The sequence below is a fragment of the Nonomuraea sp. NPDC050790 genome, assembly GCF_044456745.1.
In the GTDB taxonomy this organism is placed as follows: domain Bacteria; phylum Actinomycetota; class Actinomycetes; order Streptosporangiales; family Streptosporangiaceae; genus Nonomuraea.
In genome coordinates this window covers 236273-249324 of record NZ_JBITGF010000009.1, presented here as the reverse complement: position 1 = coordinate 249324, position 13052 = coordinate 236273, and the positions used below count along the sequence as shown (strand labels likewise).

Sequence of the window (13052 nt, the reverse complement as noted above, 5' to 3'; positions counted from 1 at the left end):
GCGGCAGGAGGATTTCGCACTTGTCCTACGACGCTAGCTCAATCACCGTACTCGAAGGGCTTGAGGCGGTCCGCAAGCGCCCGGGTATGTATATCGGCTCCACCGGCGAGCGCGGCCTGCACCACCTTGTCCAGGAGATCGTGGACAACGCTGTGGACGAGGCCCTCGCGGGTTACGCCAAGCACATCGACGTCACCCTGCTGCCTGACAACGGCGTACGCGTCGTGGACGACGGCCGCGGCATCCCGACGGGCATACACCCCGTCGAGAAGCGCTCCGCGGTCGAGGTCGTCCTGACCACGCTGCACGCCGGCGGCAAGTTCGACGGCAGCTCCTACGCCGTCTCCGGTGGCCTGCACGGCGTGGGTTCCGCCGTGGTCAACGCGTTGTCCACAGCCATGGACGTGGTGGTCAAGCAGAACGGCTACCACCACCACCTGCGCCTGGAGAACTCCAAGCCGCTGGCGCCGCTGCAGCAGGGCGAGCCGACGGAGGAGACCGGCACCGAGATCACCTTCTGGGCCGACGGGACGATCTTCGAGACCACCACGTGGAACTTCGAGCTGCTCTCGCGCCGCTTCCAGGAGATGGCCTTCCTCAACAAGGGCCTGACGATCACGCTGACCGACGAGCGGCCCGACCACGTCAACGGCGAGGTCCACCGGGTCGAGTACCTCTACGAGGGCGGCCTGTCCGACTTCGTCAAGCACCTCAACGGCAAGAAGGAGCCCGCGCACGCCTCGATCATCGCCTTCGAGGAAGAGGGCGACGGCATCTCGGTCGAGATCGCGATGCAGTGGAACAACTCCTACTCGGAGTCGGTCTACTCCTTCGCCAACGTCATCAACACCGCCGAGGGCGGCACCCACGAGGAGGGCTTCCGCGCGGCGCTGACCTCGATCGTCAACCGCTACGCGCGCGAGCAGAAGTTCCTCAAGGAGGGCAAGGACGAGAACCTCTCCGGCGAGGACGTCCGCGAGGGCCTGACCGCGATCATCTCGGTGAAGCTGGCCGACCCGCAGTTCGAGGGCCAGACCAAGACCAAGCTGGGCAACACCGAGGCCAAGTCGTTCGTGCAGAAGGCGTGCAACGACCACCTGCGCGACTGGTTCGAGCGCAACCCCGGCGAGGCCAAGGACGTCATCAACAAGTCGCTGCAGGCCGCGCGGGCGCGGGTCGCCGCCCGCCAGGCGCGCGATCTGACCCGGCGCAAGTCGCTGCTGGAGTCCGGCAGCGGCCTGCCGGGCAAGCTGGCCGACTGCCAGTGGAACGACCCGGAGAAGTGCGAGCTCTACATCGTCGAGGGCGACTCGGCCGGCGGCTCGGCCAAGGGCGGGCGCGACTCGCGCTACCAGGCGATCCTCCCGATCCGCGGCAAGATCCTCAACGTGGAGAAGGCGCGCATCGACAAGGTCCTCAAGAACAACGAGGTCCAGGCGCTCATCACCGCGCTCGGCACCGGCGTGCACGACGAGTTCGACATCTCGAAGCTGCGTTACCACAAGGTGATCCTGATGGCCGACGCCGACGTCGACGGCCAGCACATCAACACGCTGCTGCTGACGTTGCTGTTCCGCTTCATGCGTCCGCTGATCGAGGCCGGGCACGTCTACCTGTCCTGCCCGCCGCTGTACAAGATCAAGTGGAACCGCAGCGGCGACGACGCCTCGTACGCCTACTCCGACTCCGAGCGCGACGCGGTCATCCAGGCCGGGATCGACGCGGGCAAGCCCGACCCCCGGCCGCGTGACAACGTCCAGCGGTTCAAGGGTCTCGGCGAGATGAACGCCGGCCAGCTCTGGGAGACCACGATGAACCCGGAGACCCGGCTGCTGCGCCTGGTCACGCTCGACGACGCCGCGCAGGCGGACGACCTGTTCAGCGTGCTCATGGGCGAGGACGTCGAGGCCCGGCGCGACTTCATCATCAGGAACGCACGCGACGTCCGTTTCCTCGACGTTTAGCCAGACAAAGGAACATCACCTGTGACGGAAGTGAACACCACTCCCCCGGCTGAGCGCATCGAGCCTGTGGACATCCAGTCCGAGATGCAGCGCAGCTACATGGACTACGCGATGTCCGTCATCGTGTCCCGTGCGCTGCCTGACGTCCGCGACGGCCTCAAGCCCGTGCACCGCCGGGTCCTCTACGCGATGTACGACGGCGGCTACCGTCCCGATCGCGGCTACTTCAAGTGCGCGCGCGTCGTCGGTGACGTGATGGGCACCTACCATCCCCACGGCGACACGTCGATCTACGACGCTCTGGTACGGCTGGCGCAGCCCTGGTCGCTGCGCTACCCGCTGGTCGACGGCCAGGGCAACTTCGGCTCGCCGGGCAACGACCCGGCGGCGGCGATGCGCTACACCGAGTGCAAGCTCGCGCCCATCGCCATGGAGATGCTGCGCGACATCGACAAGGACACCGTCGACTTCCGCCCCAACTACGACGGCAAGTCGCAGGAGCCGGACGTCCTTCCGGCGCGGTTCCCGCAGCTCCTGGTCAACGGCTCGGGCGGCATCGCCGTCGGCATGGCCACCAACATCCCGCCGCACAACCTGCGCGAGGTCGCGGCCGCGGTCAAGTGGTGCCTGGAGAACCCGGAGGCCGGCGACGAGGAGCTGCTGGAGGCGGCGATCGGGCTGGTCAAGGGGCCCGACTTCCCGACCAGGGCGCTGATCGTCGGCCGCCGGGGCATCGAGGACGCCTACCGGACCGGCCGCGGTTCGATCACCATGCGCGCGGTGGTCGAGGTCGAGGAGGACGGCAAGGGCCGCCAGGCGCTGGTCGTCACCGAGCTGCCCTATCAGGTCAACCCGGACAACCTGGCGCTGAAGATCGCCGAGCTGGTCCGGGAAGGGAAGCTGACGGGGATCGCCGACGTACGCGATGAGAGCTCTTCGCGGGTCGGGCAGCGCCTGGTGATCGTCCTCAAGCGCGACGCGGTCGCCAAGGTCGTGCTGAACAACCTCTACAAGCACACCCAGCTCCAGGACACCTTCGGCGCCAACATGCTGGCGCTGGTCGACGGGGTGCCGCGTACGCTGCGGCTGGACCAGTTCGTCCGGCACTACGTGGCCCACCAGATCGAGGTCATCGTCCGCAGGACGCGCTACCTGCTGCGCAAGGCCGAGGAGCGCGCGCACATCCTGCGTGCGCTGCTGAAGGCGCTCGACCGGCTGGACGAGGTCATCGCCCTCATCCGCGCCTCCGAGTCGGCCTCGCACGCCCAGCAGGGCCTGATGTCGCTGCTCGACATCGACGAGGTGCAGGCGCAGGCCATCCTCGACATGCAGCTGCGCAAGCTGGCCGCCCTGGAACGCCAGTCGATCCAGGACGAGTACGACCAGTTGATGACCATGATCGCCGAGTACAACGCGATCCTGGCCAGCGAGGCACGGCAGCGCGAGATCGTCAACGAAGAGCTGACGGAGATCGTCAACAAGTTCGGCGACGAGCGGCGTACCGAGATCATCGCCTACGACGGCGACATGTCGATCGAGGACCTCATCGCCGAGGAGGGCGTGGTCGTCTCGATCACGCGCGACGGCTACGCCAAGCGCACCAAGACCGACCTGTACCGTGCGCAGAAGCGCGGCGGCAAGGGTGTGCGCGGGGCGCAGCTACGCCAGGACGACATCGTCGACCACTTCTTCGTCACCACGACGCACCACTGGCTGCTGTTCTTCACGAACAAGGGCCGGGTCTACCGGGTCAAGGCGTACGAACTGCCCGACGTGGCCCGCGACGCGCGTGGCATGCATCTCGCGAACCTTCTTGCCATGCAGCCCGACGAAACAGTCATGGAAGTTCTCGACTTGCGTGACTACGACGTCGCGCCGTACCTGGTGCTGGCCACCCGCAGCGGCCTGGTGAAGAAGACGCGCCTGGTGGAGTACGACTCCCCCAGGACCGGCGGGCTGATCGCGATCAACCTGCGTGACGACGACGAGGTCATCGCCGCCCGGCTGGTGTCGGAGGAGGATGATCTGCTGCTCGTGTCGAAGGGGGCGCAGTCGATCCGGTTCACCGCCTCCGACGACGCGCTGCGCCCGATGGGCCGCGCGACCAGCGGCGTCATCGGGATGAGGTTCCTCGAAGGTGACGAACTTCTCGCCATGAATCGCATCGCCGACGGTCAAGATGTGCTTATCGCCACCAAGGCGGGGTACGCGAAGCGGACGCCCGTGGACCAGTATCCGGTCCAGGGCCGTGGCGGTAAGGGCGTGCTGACGGCGAAAATTGTCAGCGCACGTGGCAAGCTGGTTGGAGCCGTCATGGTCAACCCGGAGGACGAGGTCTTCGCGATCACGTCAGCGGGCGGGGTGATCCGGACGAGTGCCGGGCAGATCAAGCAGTCCGGCCGCCAGACCATGGGAGTGCGCTTGATGAATCTCGCCGAAGGCGACAGCGTGGTGGCCCTCGCCCGGAACGCCGAGGCGTTGGAGACTTCGGTCGAGGCAGAGGAAGACGGGGGAGGAGAGTAACGGATGAGCGCCGCCCAGGGTGGTCCCGCCAAGACCAAGCCGGTCGTTCGCGAGAACGGCCAGTCACAGCAGCAGCCTCAGAAGAACAAGCCGGCGGAGACCGTCGACTCGGTCAGGGAAGAGCAGAGGGCGCCTGAGGCCCCGGCCACGGCTCCGGAAGAGGGGAACGACACGGTCCGCATCCGGCCGTCCCTCGCCACCGAGGCGCCGCCGCCCCCGCCCAAGATCGAGCTACCCACCAAGAAGAAGTCCGCGGGAGGCGCCGCGGGGGCCAGGCTGCCGCGCAAGGCCCACCTGGTCCTGCGCAGGATCGAGCCGTGGTCGGCCATGAAGTTCAGCTTCGTGGTGTCCCTGGTCTGCTTCGTCGTCCTGTTCGTGGCGGTCGCCGTACTGTACGGCGTGCTGTCGGCCCTGGGCGTGTTCGACTCGCTCGTGGACCTGGTCAACCAGCTCGGCAAGGGCGAGCAGGGCCAGAACGCCATCCCGATCAACATCGCCTCCTGGTTTGAGCCGGTGCGCATCCTGGGCTACACGGCGCTGATCGGCGCGGTGAACGTCGTGCTGATCACGGCGCTGGCCACGTTGGGCGCGGTCATCTACAACATCGCCTCCGACCTGGTGGGCGGCGTCGAGGTGACCTTCAGCGAGGCCGAGTAACCACCGCTTGCCTTCGCCGCCCCCGTGATCGTTGGATGGGGGCGGCGCGAGCAGTGGGCCGGGCACGGTAAGCTTTTCCTCGTCCGAACAACTGGTTCGCACCCGCTCGGCGGATGCGATAACGTTCGGTGTGCGCGGGGCTATAGCTCAGACGGTTAGAGCGCTTCCCTGATAAGGAAGAGGTCCCAGGTTCAAGTCCTGGTAGCCCCACTCGTTTGACCTGAGACAAGGGCCACTATCCGATCTTCGGATAGTGGCCTTCGTGCTGTCTGCGTGACTACGGCTTCAAGGACGAGTGCGATATTGGTTGGCCTCGTTTACGAGATCGCTTTCTGATGCGGCACTGGCGCAGTGCTCTCTAGCGATCGCGGACATATAGGTTCTGTTTGGTGGGCCGCCTTATCAGGTCTTGCGAGGTGTTGCTAGCAACGAGGCGGTCCTGTGAGCAAGAGAGGCCCAGCCAGAGCAGAGGATTGGCAGGGCCGCTCTTTAGCGTGACCTCGCTCCTTCACCTTTCGAAGACGCGGTCTCCGACTACCGCTCCTGCCGTAGTACCAGGCGGATCTGCTTGCGATGGATAGCTCTGTAGCGGCCGTACTGCTGTGTCCCACCGGGCGGGAGATTCCCTCAAGCGGAGGCGCGTTATCGGAGAGCAGGGACACGAAGCCGTGCCGCAGCCCTCGGGCGTCCACTCCCTGGGCTTCAAGCTGGTTCATTAGATGACCCAGCGGAACGTGCGTCGCACGCGGCCGCGTCCAACTCGGTGCCGGCGGCGGACCACGTTGAGATCGCCGATGAGGTCCACGTGATCCCAGCGGAGAGCGCGGAGTTCTCCGTCCGCGCACCAGTGAGGATGATACGACGCTGTAGGCGTGCAGGCTTCGTCCCTCAGCCGCCTTTAGGAAGCTGGCGTCGGGTGCGGAGGCTTGCCTGAGTTCAGCGGCCGTACAACAACGCCCGGCAGAACTTTCGCTGGAAGACGTGGAACCGCTTGTAGTAAGGCCCGCGCGTGGCAGTCTGGCGGGACGTAGGCTTCGTGTCGCTCACCGGGGAACGCCGATGAGAGCGCTGTGCGTCAGGGGTCCGCTTGCTGTGCGCTGGGACCGTTCGCTTCCGTTGACTAGCGGTAGGCGTCGGTGAGACCACCCGTGTGACAGTGACGGTCGGTTGTGGTGTCGGACGCTGACTCGGGGCGACCGGTACGGCTGAGCGGACGGCAACCTGTGTCTTAGGGCGCTGGGCAGCACTGTGGCTCAACATGAGCACCGCGGCCGCAACCATGCAGATCACCGCAACGCCTCCGGCAACCTGGAGTACGACCAAATGAAACGGCTTCTTCGGTGACGATCGGATCGTGGCGGACGGCGGCGCATCATCGAGACCGGTCACAAGCTCCCCATCACTCGTCGTGGTCAACTGTGAGCGTTGACAAACGATCACCTGATTGGCTTGACGACGACGCGAGCGTGAAGGTTTCCAGCAGTCCTTGTCCAGGACAGATCCCGTCCAGGTGTTTCAGCTAGCTTGACTCGATGAGGCGGCACAGCCGATCGACTCCGCGTCCGAAGCGTGGACGTGACCGAGTACAGCGACGCTTCGATCTCCGTATGCAGACTGATCCAACCGTGGTTTGAGGACATGCATGCGACACCGAAGTAGGAGTTTCACCGACTCCGGCATGCCTCGGGCGTCAAAAGCTAGATCACTTTGGCATCCAGGGTAGGGGCACGAAAGCAGCCACTGCTCCCAGGATCGCGACGACGGCTCCGATGGTTGCCAAGCACTCACGCGGTTGTGTCCAGAGGCCACGGTTCAGCTTGGCCCACTTGCTACGGGCGAATCGCATTTTCACCTTCTGCCACTTGTGCTGGCGCCGGTGGCAGCCGAGGAGGAGGCCGTATGCGTTTTCGCGGCAGGAGGTGCCGTCACGGTTTTCGGCTCCGCACCAGACCGGCATGCGGAAGACGAAGAAGTAGCTGGATAGAGCGGCAAGGCCGAGCACCATGAGTGGGGCGACGCCAGGAATCCAGCCAACCAGGACGGCGATAAGCACAGCAAAGGGGGCAAATCCCCAATACTTTGCGAAATTGGTCTTCTGCTTGGTCCTGCCTCTCGTCGTCATGTGCGGAAGTTAGCCCCCGATTGCGGCTGTTGACCAGCGATGTTCCGCTGCCGAACAGGCCACTCGAACAGTGCTTGACGAGACAGTGGCACGGTCCAGGGCGGACGGTCTGACCGGGTGCTTGCGTGACGAGCTGCGTGACAATCGCCGTACAAAATCGCGAACGTCGGCGGATCTTCGCAGAGGCATAGGCCCTGGTGGGAGGTGCCGAGGAAGCCTGGTTAAGGGTAGTTCGAGTTGCCAGATAAGGAAGAGGTTCAAGTCCTGGTAGCCCCACCAACGTGAAACAAGCTTCGGGGCTGTTGGGGTTGATTGTGATGGGGTCTCTGCACGGTACGTGCACGTCGGCTCGACGGAATCGCCATCGGTGGGGGTTAGGATCCCGCGATGGACATCACCCAACCGAGGGCTCCCATGGACGTCAGCAGCAGGGCGTGGGGGGCTGGCGCCGTTGTGCTGGGGCTTGGGGTGGTTTATGCAACGAGTGTTCCTGGGTGGCATTTCGGGTGGCTCATGCTTGTCGGGTTCGGCTGGATGTGGTTCGCCCTCGGCTGGCTGATCGTGCTTGGCCTCCTTCTTGTCAGGCCCGGGAGGCTGGTGGCCTTACGTCGTCACTGGGCGTTCTGGGCTGTGCCGCCGCTGGTTGTGGGGTTGGTGGGGGCGCCGGTCAGGGTGCGGTTCGAGTTGTCGCGTGGGAGCCTTGACCACTTCGCCGCATCGATGTCGGAGGGGACGCCTCTGGGCAAGCGGCGGTGGGTCGGTCTTTATCCCGTTGCGTACGTTGACGGATCCAGGCGGAGCTTCGGCTTCATGATCGAGGACACCGGGATGTTCGGAGATTACGGGTTCGCCTGGAGTCCGAAGGGTGAGCCGGACATCGACGGGCCGGGTCACTACAGGCACTACGACGGCCCGTGGTACTTGTGGATCGACGATTGACCGCTGTCAGCAGGGTTGGATGAAGTAGATCGGGTACCACTCGACGCCGTACGTGACGTGGTCGGAGGGGATCTCGCGGACGGGGATGCCGTTGCGGTCCTTCAGCAGGGCCTTCACCACGCCGTGCTGGTTGTTGTTGACGGCGCCCGCGTCGATGAAGTTGGTGAGGGAGCGTTCGCTGCAGTACCAGAGCTCGTAGACGGTGTGCTGGCCGTCACCCTCGCCGGCGGCCACGCACAGGTATCCGGGCCAGCAGTTGTTCAGGACGGCGCTTCGTTGCGCGCCGGTCAGGTTTCGGCGGACCTTTTCCCGGCGGGCGTCGAACGGGCGTAGCGTCGGGGTCCAGTCCATGGCTCCGGCGGCGGGCTTGGCCGTGTGTTGCCGGCCTGCGGTGGCTTGCGCCGGAGCCGGGGTTGTGGACAACAGGATCAGGGACGCCGCGACCAGGGCCGTTCCTGCCGGCGATCTGCGGGATCTCATGGTGGTGGCCCTTCCGGTTGGGGAAATGCACCCCCATCGTGCTTGCCCCGGTCGGCGTTTTCCAGGTCAGTAACCGGACATTGACCGGAACCAGTCAGGACTGCCTCGAAGAGAGGTTCAGCAGGGGTAGACGCAGATTCCGGGCGGGTCCTGCTCGCAGGCGAACGTCCCGTCCGGCAGGGCGATGATGACGACCTCGATGGTCTGGCCGTCGTCGGCCTGGGTGCCCTGCTTGGTCTCGTACTTGACCAGCGAGTCCGCGGGGAACTCGCGGTCCAGGGTGCGGCCCATGATGAGGCTCACCTCGTAGAGGCGGCTCTTGACCTCTTCGGTGAGCCGCCGGACCCGCGCGCGGTCGTCCGTGCTCAGGGGGACGCGGGTCTGTTCGGTGGTGCTGGTCATGATGTGTCCCTTTCGTGGTTGCCAGGGACTCATCGTGTGGTCACGGCACCCTCGCGGGCATGAGCAGGCCCCTACTCAACCCGGATGGGTAGGGTCCTGGGGCCGCGGACCTGGCCGGTGGCCCAGGTGACCGCCTCCGGGTCGGACAGGGTGAAGGACGGGATGCGTTCCAGCCACACCTCCAGCGCGACCCGCAGCTCCATGCGCGCCAGATGCGAGCCGACGCAGCGGTGGATGCCGAGGCCGAAGGCGACGTGGCGGTTGACCTCGCGGTCGATGACGACCTCGTCGGCGCGCTCGAAGTGGGCGGGGTCGCGGTTGGCGGCGGGGAACGACAGCAGGATCCAGTCCTCCGCCTTCATCTCGACGCCGTTCCAGCTCAGGTCGTTCTTGACCAGGCGGGCCATGGTCACCGGCGCGTACGCGCGCAGCAGTTCCTCCATGGCGGTCGGCAGCAAGTCCGGCTCGGCCACCAGGCGTTCGCGGTCGGCGGGGGTCTTGGCCAGGTGCCACAGGGAGGCGCCGATCGCGCTCCACGTGGTGTCGATTCCGGCGATGAGCAGCAGGGCCATGGTGCCGGCGACGTGGCTGGGGGTGAGTTTCTGTCCGTACAGCTCGGCGTCGATGAGGAAGGTGGTCAGGTCCTCGCGCGGGCGGTCGACGTGGTCGCGGATCTGGACGAGCAGGTAGTCGAACAGGCGGTCCATGTTGGCCACGCGCTCGTCGGGCGGCAGGTTGATGCCTTCCAGCGCGCCCTCGATGAACTCGCGGAACCTCGGGCCGTCCTCGGGCGGGAATCCGAGCATGTCGGCGATGACGCGTACCGGGATGTGCTGGGCGTAGTCGCGTGCGGCGTCCACGACCTCGCGCCCTGCCATGGCGTCGATCAGCGAGTGGCAGAACGCTCTGGTCGCCGCCTCCCTCTTGCCCACCTCGGTCTTGGTGAAGGCGGGCAGCAGCAGTTTGCGCGCGTCGTGGTGGAAGGGCGGGTCGGAGGAGATCGGCGGCACGCCGCCCACGGGCGCGATCTCCTTGGGCGGGCGGAAGTTGCTCATGATGATCGAGCGCGAGGAGAAGCTGTCGGTGTCGTAGGCGATCGCGGCGACGTCCTCGTAGCGGGTGGGCAGCCAGCCGCCGCCGAACCGCTCGGTGCGCGCGATGGGGCAGCGCTGCCGCAGGTCGTCCTGGATGGGATAGGGATCAGCCGCCCATTCCCCCTCGGTGTGGGAGAAATCGGTCGCCCAGTCGGTGACCGGGCCGGTGACGATCTCGTTGCGGATGCCCTCCTGCTGGGCTTCCTGCCGGTCGTCCGCGGCTGGGGTGAAGCGGTCGTCGACGGTCATCTCACGCCTCCTGTACGGCTATCGCGCGCTCCGGGCAGTTGGCCGCCGCGAGGTGGGCGGCAGGCTCGGCGCCACCGGGCACCAGGCCGTCGCCGGAGATCTGGCCGTAGCCCTCTTCGTCCTCGGTGAACAGCTCCGGCGACAGGTCGTAGCAGCGCCCGTGGCCCTGGCATCGTTCGGCGTTGATGTGGACTTTCACTGCTGTGCTCCTAGCGCGGTCACGACGCGGGCGAGGAGCTTGGTCCACTCCCCGGCGTCGACGGCGTGCAGGTCGGGGGTGATCAGGGCGCTGCCCATGGCGAGCAGGAGGCAGAAGTGGGCGAGCGCGTCGGGGGACAGGTCGGAGTCGATCTCCCCTGCGCCCTGGGCCACCGCCACCAGCCCGGCCAGCCAGTCGGCGCGCTCGCCGACGTACCCGCGCATGGGTTTGGCCAGTTCCTCGTCCCTGCGGGCGGCGACCAGGGCCTCGACGATCAGGTACCCCGCGGCCTCCCGGCGATGGGGCAGCCGGTCGCCGACGATGAGGAGCAGATCGGTGATCGAACGTTCCGGCTCGGCGGTGAGCAGCTCGGCCAGCAGCCGCGGGCCGTGGGCGCGCAGGGCTGCGACGAGCAGGTCGGCCTTGGAGCCGAAGTGGGCGTAGAGGGCTCCGTTGCTGACCCCGGCGGCGGCGGCGATGTCGGCCACCCTGGTCCCGTCGTAGCCGCGCTCGGCGAACGCGTCGGCGGCGGCGTGGAGCAGCCGTTGACGTGTCTCGGCGGCGGTGACGCCGGCGATGCGGCCCATGCCCGAATTAAAAGATTGTTCATTTGATACGTCAAGCCCTCCGGGATCCGGACGGGCCCGTGGTGGGCCCGTCCGGGGTGGGGTTAGGGGTGGTCGGGGCCCTGGGTGTTCCAGAAGCGGCGGACGATGTGGCTGCTCGGGCACAGGGCCTGGGACACGCCGGTGCCGCCGGTCATGGGGCCGCTTTCGGTGTATTCGGCGATGTACGAGCAGCGTACGTGGACCTGGTGCCAGTGGGTCCAGGTCTGGGGCGGGCAGACCGAGCGGGCTCCTCGTTGGTCGCCCACCACGATCTCGATCGCGTAGCACGGGCCGGACGAGGTGGTCGCGGCCTGGGCGTCCGCGGGGGTGAGGAGGAGCAGGGGCGCCAGGAGGGCGAGTTTGAGTCTCATGGGCGCTGGCCGGGGTTGACGCAGCTTGCCCAGCCGTTGCCGACCTTCTCGCCGGTGTCGCGCCAGGTGCTCCGGTAGAAGTTGTGGATGTTGTTGTCGACGTGGTCGTAGGTGAAGTCGATCCGGCCCTGGCGCCATCCCCAGCTCATGTACTTGCTGTAGTTCTTCTGGTCGCAGTCGTTGGGGAAGGGCCAGTTCGGGTCGGCCTGTGCCGGGCTGGTGAGGATGGCCAGGGTTCCGGCGGCCATGAGGGCGGCAACGAGGGTGCTTCGTACGCGCATGGTGGATGTCTCCTGTTCGGTTCGCCTGTGTGGCTGATGTCAGACAAGCCGTCCCGACCAGGTGTCCAACAGGGCTTCGGACGGACTCGGCCGATCCCGGACACGCTCGGCGATCGCTCGTACACTTTCTGTCGTGGTCGATAGGGGCGGGCTGGAGTCGGTGACCAGCCACGAGGACCTGGCGAGGCTGCTGGCCGAGGAGTTCGCGCGGGCCGATGTGTCGCTCAGGGAGCTTGAGACGCGGGCCGAGCGGGCGGGTGGGGCGCGGTTGCCTCGCACGACCTGTGCGGACATGCTGGCGGGTCGGCGCTTTCCCAAGAAGGCGGTGATGATGGCCTTTCTGCGCGGGTGCCGGGTTCCTGATGATCAGCTTCCGGAGTGGGAGCGGGCCTGGGATCGGGTGCGGATCGGGCGGCTGCCCGCGGAGGTCAAGGAGGAAGAGGCGCCTCCGGCCGTCGAAGCCAGGGCGGAAGTGACGCCTCCGGCCGTCGAAGCCAGGGCGGAAGTGACGCCTCCGGCCGTCGAAGCCAGGGCGGGAGAGGCGCCGCCTGCTGCCGGAAAGCCCTGGCGGTGGGTGGTGCCGGCGCTGGCCTTGGTGACGGCGGGGGCCGTTCTGGTGGTGGTGGCCCGGTGGGAGGGGGAGCCTGAGCGTGGGGTGGTGCCCGCCCAGGTCGTCAGCGACGACGGCCGCGCGTTCCCGCTCGGCGGGTCGAGCCGGTTCACCGTGACCGTCGACCCCGCCAACACCGGTGTACGCCTGATCCGCCGCCTGGACGTGGGCGTGGGCCTGCAACATGCCACGATCACCGTCAACGGGACCCCGGCGGGCCATTGGCGGCCGTTGCTCGAGGACGGCGTCTACAAGTGGCGCAACCAGGTCGTCGCCATCCCGCCGCACCTGACGGCGGGACGGCGTTCGCTCACCGTGGTCAACACGTCGGTGTCCGCCTCGGGCTACAACGAGTTCCTCTACACGGTGGAGCACCGGGTCGGCGGCGTCTGGTCGGTCGCTGACACGGTCGACGTCGGCCGTGACCATGCCGCCAGCGAGGCCGCGCACGACTACCGCGTCGTGGGGGAGGACTGGGCCGAGGTCCAGACCTTCGCCTACCCGCCGCGGAAGGAGGACTGGAACGTCCGATAGGTTAGTTATGCGAATATAA

The 13052-nt window shown here is 66.7% G+C and carries 13 protein-coding genes and 1 tRNA gene; 6 read left to right on the top strand and 8 right to left on the bottom strand.

The window, feature by feature from the left end:
• The first annotated feature begins 20 nt into the window (after nt 1-20).
• From gyrB to ACIBEJ_RS39915, 4 genes are all read left to right on the top strand, one after another.
• Nucleotides 21-1964 (top strand): DNA topoisomerase (ATP-hydrolyzing) subunit B, encoded by a 1944-nt coding sequence (gene gyrB / locus ACIBEJ_RS39930; protein ID WP_397188153.1) that lies wholly within the window; start codon nt 21-23, stop codon nt 1962-1964.
• 21 nt (nt 1965-1985) lie between these two features.
• Entirely contained in the window at nt 1986-4487 is a 2502-nt protein-coding gene (gyrA, locus tag ACIBEJ_RS39925) for a DNA gyrase subunit A (protein WP_397188152.1), read from the top strand.
• Between the two features lie 3 nt (nt 4488-4490).
• Nucleotides 4491-5144: a DUF3566 domain-containing protein gene (locus ACIBEJ_RS39920; RefSeq protein WP_397188151.1), complete on the top strand. Its 654-nt coding sequence runs from the start codon at nt 4491-4493 to the stop codon at nt 5142-5144.
• A 136-nt stretch (nt 5145-5280) separates the two neighbouring features.
• Nucleotides 5281-5354 (top strand) — tRNA-Ile (locus ACIBEJ_RS39915).
• A gap of 1492 nt (nt 5355-6846) precedes the next feature.
• Here ACIBEJ_RS39915 and ACIBEJ_RS39910 read toward each other — a convergent pair.
• Nucleotides 6847-7266 (bottom strand): hypothetical protein, encoded by a 420-nt coding sequence (locus ACIBEJ_RS39910; RefSeq protein ID WP_397188150.1) that lies wholly within the window; start codon nt 7264-7266, stop codon nt 6847-6849.
• Between the two features lie 387 nt (nt 7267-7653).
• Between ACIBEJ_RS39910 and ACIBEJ_RS39905 the strand changes: the two genes are divergently transcribed.
• Nucleotides 7654-8205: a hypothetical protein gene (locus ACIBEJ_RS39905; protein ID WP_397188149.1), complete on the top strand. Its 552-nt coding sequence runs from the start codon at nt 7654-7656 to the stop codon at nt 8203-8205.
• A gap of 6 nt (nt 8206-8211) precedes the next feature.
• On the opposite strand, the gene ACIBEJ_RS39900 is transcribed toward ACIBEJ_RS39905, so the two are convergent.
• The 7 genes from ACIBEJ_RS39900 to ACIBEJ_RS39870 all read right to left on the bottom strand — a co-directional run bounded on the left by ACIBEJ_RS39900 (nt 8212) and on the right by ACIBEJ_RS39870 (nt 11889).
• Entirely contained in the window at nt 8212-8685 is a 474-nt protein-coding gene (locus ACIBEJ_RS39900) for a hypothetical protein (protein WP_397188148.1), read from the bottom strand.
• Between the two features lie 117 nt (nt 8686-8802).
• Nucleotides 8803-9087 carry a hypothetical protein gene (locus ACIBEJ_RS39895; protein WP_397188147.1) on the bottom strand — a complete coding sequence of 95 codons (285 nt, stop codon included), beginning with the start codon at nt 9085-9087 and terminating at the stop codon, nt 8803-8805.
• A gap of 71 nt (nt 9088-9158) precedes the next feature.
• The gene (locus ACIBEJ_RS39890) at nt 9159-10430 is read right to left on the bottom strand and encodes a cytochrome P450 (RefSeq protein WP_397188146.1); all 1272 of its coding nucleotides are present in this window, start codon (nt 10428-10430) and stop codon (nt 9159-9161) included.
• 1 nt (nt 10431) lies between these two features.
• Nucleotides 10432-10629 (bottom strand): ferredoxin, encoded by a 198-nt coding sequence (locus ACIBEJ_RS39885; RefSeq protein WP_397188145.1) that lies wholly within the window; start codon nt 10627-10629, stop codon nt 10432-10434.
• Entirely contained in the window at nt 10626-11216 is a 591-nt protein-coding gene (locus ACIBEJ_RS39880; RefSeq protein WP_397188144.1) for a TetR family transcriptional regulator, read from the bottom strand. The genes ACIBEJ_RS39885 and ACIBEJ_RS39880 overlap by 4 nt, the downstream gene beginning before the upstream one ends.
• Before the next feature lie 83 nt (nt 11217-11299).
• Nucleotides 11300-11608, bottom strand: a complete 309-nt coding sequence (locus tag ACIBEJ_RS39875) for a hypothetical protein (protein ID WP_397188143.1) — start codon at nt 11606-11608, stop codon at nt 11300-11302.
• Entirely contained in the window at nt 11605-11889 is a 285-nt protein-coding gene (locus ACIBEJ_RS39870) for a hypothetical protein (RefSeq protein ID WP_397188142.1), read from the bottom strand. Before ACIBEJ_RS39870 ends, ACIBEJ_RS39875 begins: the two co-directional genes overlap by 4 nt.
• Nucleotides 11890-12022: 133 nt before the next feature.
• On the opposite strand from ACIBEJ_RS39870, the gene ACIBEJ_RS39865 reads away from it, so the two are divergent.
• The gene (locus tag ACIBEJ_RS39865) at nt 12023-13033 is read left to right on the top strand and encodes a hypothetical protein (RefSeq protein ID WP_397188141.1); all 1011 of its coding nucleotides are present in this window, start codon (nt 12023-12025) and stop codon (nt 13031-13033) included.
• The last annotated feature ends 19 nt before the right edge of the window (nt 13034-13052 follow it).

Coding starts and splice junctions, on each gene's coding strand:
- ACIBEJ_RS39905 (WP_397188149.1), top strand. CDS start 7,654: ATGGACATCACCCAACCGAGGGCTCCCATGGACGTCAGCAGCAGGGCG.
- ACIBEJ_RS39900 (WP_397188148.1), bottom strand. CDS start 8,685: ATGAGATCCCGCAGATCGCCGGCAGGAACGGCCCTGGTCGCGGCGTCC.
- ACIBEJ_RS39910 (WP_397188150.1), bottom strand. CDS start 7,266: ATGACGACGAGAGGCAGGACCAAGCAGAAGACCAATTTCGCAAAGTAT.
- ACIBEJ_RS39880 (WP_397188144.1), bottom strand. CDS start 11,216: ATGGGCCGCATCGCCGGCGTCACCGCCGCCGAGACACGTCAACGGCTG.
- ACIBEJ_RS39890 (WP_397188146.1), bottom strand. CDS start 10,430: ATGACCGTCGACGACCGCTTCACCCCAGCCGCGGACGACCGGCAGGAA.
- ACIBEJ_RS39875 (WP_397188143.1), bottom strand. CDS start 11,608: ATGAGACTCAAACTCGCCCTCCTGGCGCCCCTGCTCCTCCTCACCCCC.
- ACIBEJ_RS39870 (WP_397188142.1), bottom strand. CDS start 11,889: ATGCGCGTACGAAGCACCCTCGTTGCCGCCCTCATGGCCGCCGGAACC.
- ACIBEJ_RS39920 (WP_397188151.1), top strand. CDS start 4,491: ATGAGCGCCGCCCAGGGTGGTCCCGCCAAGACCAAGCCGGTCGTTCGC.
- ACIBEJ_RS39895 (WP_397188147.1), bottom strand. CDS start 9,087: ATGACCAGCACCACCGAACAGACCCGCGTCCCCCTGAGCACGGACGAC.